Source organism: Piscinibacter sp. (assembly GCF_050175855.1).
GTDB lineage: Bacteria > Pseudomonadota > Gammaproteobacteria > Burkholderiales > Burkholderiaceae_C > Piscinibacter.
This window is the reverse complement of record NZ_JBFXIO010000348.1, coordinates 1-5,384: the sequence shown is the minus strand read 5'-3', so window position 1 is coordinate 5,384 and position 5,384 is coordinate 1. Positions and strand designations below refer to the sequence as shown.

Genomic DNA, 5,384 nt, shown 5'->3' with positions numbered 1-5,384 from the left:
CCTGGCGGTTGGAGCTGAACACGAAGCCGCGGCCGCCCGGCAGGTAGGCCGGGTCGACGTCGTCTTCGGTGGTCGAGGCGGTGATTCGGCGGAAGGTGCCACCGGTCAGCCCGCCCGTGCTCATGTCGTATTCCCAGATGTTCCAGCGGCCCGTGCACGCCGGCACGCCGTCGATGGTCGCCGGGTTGGTGGCCGGGCAGCGCATCGTGAAGACGATCTTCGTGCCGTCGTAGGACACCTCCGGGTCGGAGGCGTCGCCGTTGGGCACGCCCTGCGCGTCGCGCGTGAAGCGCGCGGTCAGGTTGTGCTCGGGTGCGCTGGGGCTGGCCTTCTCGCGCAGCATCAGGTCACCGCCCGGCGCGAACGGCGAGCCGTTGGTCGGGTTGATGGTCAGCGTCGTCGAGCGCTTGGCATACACGATGGGCACGTTGCCCTCGACCGTGACACTGCCCTCGCTGGTGCTGCCGCCGGAACAGCCGGCCAGGACCGCCGCGGCGACGGCCGCGAGCGCGATGGCCGCCGGGCGGCCGTGGTGGTGCGTGAGTATCCTCATCTTCGCCTCCTCTGAATGCCCGGTCACTGCCGGGCGACGTCGACCGCATGCGGGCTGCCCGAGAGCAGACCGGACGAGTAATGCAATGCGCCCCGGGCGTCGACCACGACCGCGTCGACGCCGTCCAGCGTCTCGACGAGCGCCAGCCCGCGCTCGACCCCGAGCACGAACACGGTCTTGGACAGCGCCTCGGCGGTCAGGCCGTCGGCGGCCAGGATGGTCACGCTGCGCACGGCGTCGGGCGAGCGGCCGGTGCGCGGATCGATCAGGTGGTGGCAGCGCACGCCGTCGCGCTCGAAGTAGCGCTCGTAGTCGCCGGACGTGGAGATCGCGGTGTCTTCCAGCGGCAGAACGGCGACCACGCCGCCCTCGCGGCGCGGGTCGCGGATGGCGATGCTCCAGGGCCGGCCGCGGCGGTCGCCGAGCACGCGGCTGTCGCCGCCGGCGGTGACGATCGCATGGCCGATGCCCAGTTCGGCCAGGATGGCCGTGCCGTTGTCCACCGCATGGCCCTTGGCGAAGCCGCCCAGGTCGATGCGCATGCCGTCGCGGCCGAAGCGCACGCTGCGCGTGGCCGGATCGAGCTGCAGGTGCTGCCAGCCGATCGCCGCGCGACCGCGCGCCAGCGCCTCGGCCGAGGGCGCCGTGCCGGCGCGGTAGTCGTACAGGTTGCCGACGCTGGCAAAGGTGATGTCGAAGGCGCCATCGGAGAAGCGCGAGAAGGCCTGCGCCCGCTCGAGGAGGCGGTACATCTCGGCGGACAGCGGCACGGCCTCGCGGCCGGCGTCACGGTTGATGCGCGAGAGTTCCGACTGCGGCTTGTGCGGGCTCATCGCGTGGTCGATGCGGTGCATCTCGTCCATCACCGCGGTGATGGCGGCCTGCGCCTCGCGTTCGTCGTTGCACCACAGCTCGACGCGGATCGCCGTGCCCATGATGGCTTCCTCGCGGTGGAACCAGCCACCCGCCGGCGGCGCGACGAGCACCGGCGGCGCACTCTGCGCCGCGGCACGTCTGCCGAACGTCAAGCCGAACAATGACAAGGCCCGCTCCCTGTTGTGATGCGAGCGGATCTTGGGGCCTTGCTGCTGCCAAATTGCGTCAAAACTTGGCAAACCGCAAACACATTACATCCGGACGCACAAGAAACCTGCTAGGGGGCAGGCGGCCGTGCGACCGGATGTATCAGGTGCATGCAGACGCTGCCGCCCCTTGACGGAACGGCAGCATCGGGGGCGCTGTCAGTGCGTGAAGCGCGTCAGCAGTTCGCCGGCCAGCGGCGCGCGGTCGATCAGGCCGCGCGCCTCGGCGACCTTCGCGCCGTTGACCCAGACACCGTGCACGCCGAGCGCGTCGGTGTGCAGCCGCGCCGCGCCGCCGGGCAGGTCGTGCACGCGTCGGGCCTTGGCGCGGCCGACGGTGGCCGGGTCGAACAGCAGCAGGTCGGCGGCGAAGCCTTCGCGCAGCAGCCCGCGGTCGGCGATGCCGAAGATGCCGGCGCTCTGCGCGGTCAGCCGGCGCACCGCCTCGGGCAGGCTCATCACCCCGCGATCGCGTGCCCAGTGGCCCATCAGGTGCAGGCCGAAGCCGGCGTCGTTGAAGAAGGTCAGGTGTGCGCCGGCATCGCTCAGCGAGACCAGGCTGTGCGGATGGGTGAGCAGCCTGGCCACCGCCTCCTCGTCGCTGTTGAGCAGCTGCGCGGTGAAGATGGTGGTCAGGTCCTCGTCGAGCGCGAGGTCGAGCATGACGTCCAGCGGATCCTTGCCAGCGCGGCGCGCCAGCTCGGCAATGCTCTTCTGCTCCAGCTCGCGGTGGCGCTCCTGCGCCACCTGCACCACGTGCACCTTCTCCCACTCGCCGTTGAACAGGCGGAAGGTCGCCGGCGCGGCCAGCTCGGCGCGCACCTGGCTGCGGAACTGCGGGTCGGCCAGCAGCGCCTCCAGCGCCGCGCCCTTGAGCGACAGCGCCGGCTGCCAGCTGGCCAGGCCTTCCACCGGGTAGGGCGAGGCGAGCGTGAATTCCATCGTCAGCGGGCAGCACGACACCTGGCCGATCAGCCGGCGGCCGCGCGAGTTGGCGGCGCTGATCGCATCGAGGTCGGCGAACACCGCGCCGGGGTTGGTGCCGTTGTGCAGCAGCGCGGCGATCATCACCGGCCGGCCAGCGCGCGCGGCCATCTCCTCGAGCAGCGCCACCGGCATCTGCCCGCCCTTGGTGATCATGTAGACGCCGCTGCCGCGGTGCGCCATCGCCTGGATCAGCGCAAGGTGCTCCTCGTCGCTGGCGAGCCGCGAGGGCATGGGGATGCCACCCTCGCCGTTGTGCGCCGGGCTGGTGGAGCTGGCGAAGCCCACCGCGCCGGCATCCATCGCCTCGCGGATCACTGCGGCCATGCGCTCGATCTCCTCGGCGGTGGCCTCGCGCTGCACGGCTGCGTCGCCCATCACCCAGGTGCGCACCGACGAGTGGCCGACGTAGCAGGCGAGGTTGACGGCGCTGCGGCTGCGGCGCAGCTGCGCCAGGTATTCGGCGAAGGTCTCGAACTCCCAGCGGATGCCCTGGCGCAGCACGTCCAGCGACATGCCCTCGACCTGCGTGAGGTTGCGCATCGTTCGCTCGCGGTCGGCCGGGCGGCAGGGGGCGATGGTGAAGCCGCAGTTGCCGATCGCCGCGGTGGTCACGCCCAGCGCCGGCGAGGGCCGCACGTAGGGATCCCAGGTGATCTGGGCGTCGAAGTGGGTGTGGCTGTCGATGATGCCGGGCATCAGCGCCAGGCTGCCGGCGTCGATCACCTCGGCTGCGTCGACGGGCAGCGAGGCGCCGATGGCGCGGATGCGGCCACCCTTGACCGCAACGTCGGCCACGAAGGGCTCGGCGCCGCTGCCGTCGTACAGCGCCGCGCCGCGGATGAGCAGGTCGTCGCTCATCTCAGGCCGCCTGGCGCGCGGCGGGCGCGAACAGGTCTTCCATCGCCTTGCGGGTGCGCCAGGCGTGCGTGGTGGTGTCCATCGCCACGTCGTCCCAGGTCAGGCTCTGGCCCTGCTTCACCGGGCGCACCACCTTCACGCCGTGCGCCAGGCCGAGCGGCAGGCCGCCCATGGCGGCGGACTTCGTGGCCGGCAGCAGCTTGCCCCACACCGTGTAGCCGCCTTCGCCGTCGAGCATCTCGCCGGGGACCAGGTCGCGCTTGGCGGTGGCCACCACGTCGGCGTTCCAGCCCTGGGCCACGCCGGTGGGTTCGCCGCGCAGCGCCACGCTGGCCACCGACACGCCGACCTCCAGGCCGATCAGGTGCCAGCGCTTGTACAGCGTGAAGTAGCGGCCGCTCGGGTCGGTGTGGGCGTTGTATTCCTCGAAGCAGTTCTTGATGTACTCGGTTTCGGCCTCGACCGTGACCCACACGCCCATGCGGATGTCGTAGGGAATCTTGCGGCCGTCGGCCTCCAGCGAGGAGATCACCTCGACCATGCCCTTCTTCTCGAGCACGCCGCCCTCGCTCTTCGGCCGCGTCACGTAGGGAATGTCTTCCACGCTGGCCGGCGGGTAGAGCAGGCCGTTGCTCGGCACCGCCAGGCCGGTGGCGTTGGACACCGCGGTCGATTCGATCGAGGGCTTGGAGCCGTCGAGGAAGCTGTTGAACATCTTCGGGTTGAGGCCGCCGCGCTGGGCCTGCTCGGGCGTCAGGCCGTAGTAGCCCCATACCGTGTCGGGCGTCGATTCGCTGAAGTGCGGCAGCCACTTGTGGCCGCGCCCGGCGGCCACCACCGGGAAACCGCAGGTGCGCGCCCAGTCGACCAGGTCGCAGATCAGCGCCGGCTGGTCGCCGAAGGCCATCGAGTAGACGACGCCGGCGTCGGCCGCCTTCTTCGCCAGCAGCGCACCGCAGAAGGCGTCGGCCTCGACCGTCACGTTGACCACGTGCTTGCGGTGCTCGAAGGCGGCCAGGCAGTGGTCGACCGCCGCGATGGGGTTGCCGGTGCACTCGACGATCACGTCTATCGCCGGATGGCGCACCAGGGCCTGCCAGTCGTCGCCGACGTGGGTGGCGCCGGACTTCACCGCCTCGTCGAGCGAGCCGGCCTGGGTGCGCGCACGCTCCCAGCCGACGCGGGCGAGGTTCGTCTGCGCCGCCGCCGGCGATAGGTCGGCGATGCCCACCAGGTGCACGCCGGGCGTGCGCGGTATCTGCGCGAGGTACATCGAGCCGAACTTGCCGGCGCCGATCAGGCCGATGCGTACCGGCCGGCCTTCGGCCTGGCGCTGAAGGAGTTTTGCGTGCAAGTTCATCTCAGGCGGCCTTCTTCGTCTCGGCAATGGGTTCGGGCGAGGTCACCGGCGCACTGCCGGGCATGCCGTTCTTCCAGGGCAGGTCGACCGCGTAGTTCTTCAGCAGGCAGTCGTCGGGCAGGCAGTCGATCGGCGTGAAGTCGCGATGGGCGATGTACTCGGGCCGCTTGAAGCGGCGGATGTGGTTGCTGACCGCGCACAGGCTCAGGTACACGCTCACACGGTTCCACGGGCTCAGGTTGCTCGCCGAGGCGTGCACCAGGCAGGAATGGAACAGGATCATCGAGCCGGCCGGGCCCTGCGGCGAGACGATGCCGCCGTTCTTGCCGCCGGCGCGCTCGACCAGCTGGCGGATCAGGTTGACCTTGCCCCCGAAAAACGTAGTTCTTGGCTGATGATGGAATCAGAGACAGGAGCTACGAGATGAATGACAAGCAAGTGCGTGGGAAGTACATGCAGGAGTTCAAGCTGGAGGCCGTCAGGCTGGTCAGGGCAGGCCAGTCGGTGGGGATGACGGCGAAGGTGCTGGGCATTCCCAAGGCCA

General features: G+C 70.4%; 3 protein-coding genes and 3 pseudogenes. 1 reads left to right on the top strand and 5 read right to left on the bottom strand.

All coding sequences use genetic code 11. The features are described 5' to 3' along the window. From AB7U92_RS21035 to AB7U92_RS21015, 5 genes and pseudogenes are all read right to left on the bottom strand, one after another. Positions 1-553, bottom strand: a pseudogene (locus AB7U92_RS21035) (hypothetical protein); the annotation flags it as partial. 23 nt (positions 554-576) lie between these two features. Then, entirely contained in the window at positions 577-1,581 is a 1,005-nt protein-coding gene (locus tag AB7U92_RS21030; protein WP_428581608.1) for an FAD:protein FMN transferase, read from the bottom strand. Between the two features lie 213 nt (positions 1,582-1,794). After that, positions 1,795-3,480 (bottom strand): N-acyl-D-amino-acid deacylase family protein, encoded by a 1,686-nt coding sequence (locus AB7U92_RS21025; RefSeq protein WP_428581605.1) that lies wholly within the window; start codon positions 3,478-3,480, stop codon positions 1,795-1,797. Position 3,481: 1 nt separating this feature from the next. Further along, positions 3,482-4,840, bottom strand: coding sequence for an NAD(P)H-dependent oxidoreductase (locus AB7U92_RS21020; RefSeq protein WP_428581602.1), 1,359 nt, complete (start codon positions 4,838-4,840; stop codon positions 3,482-3,484). 1 nt (position 4,841) lies between these two features. Further along, positions 4,842-5,201: pseudogene (locus AB7U92_RS21015) on the bottom strand (phytanoyl-CoA dioxygenase family protein); the annotation flags it as partial. Positions 5,202-5,263: 62 nt separating this feature from the next. On the opposite strand from AB7U92_RS21015, the pseudogene AB7U92_RS21010 reads away from it, so the two are divergent. Continuing rightward, positions 5,264-5,384 (top strand): annotated as a pseudogene (locus tag AB7U92_RS21010) (IS3 family transposase); the annotation flags it as partial.

Excerpts from the sequence above, each read along its gene's own strand:
- AB7U92_RS21025 (WP_428581605.1), bottom strand. The coding sequence starts at position 3,480 with ATGAGCGACGACCTGCTCATCCGCGGCGCGGCGCTGTACGACGGCAGC.
- AB7U92_RS21020 (WP_428581602.1), bottom strand. The coding sequence starts at position 4,840 with ATGAACTTGCACGCAAAACTCCTTCAGCGCCAGGCCGAAGGCCGGCCG.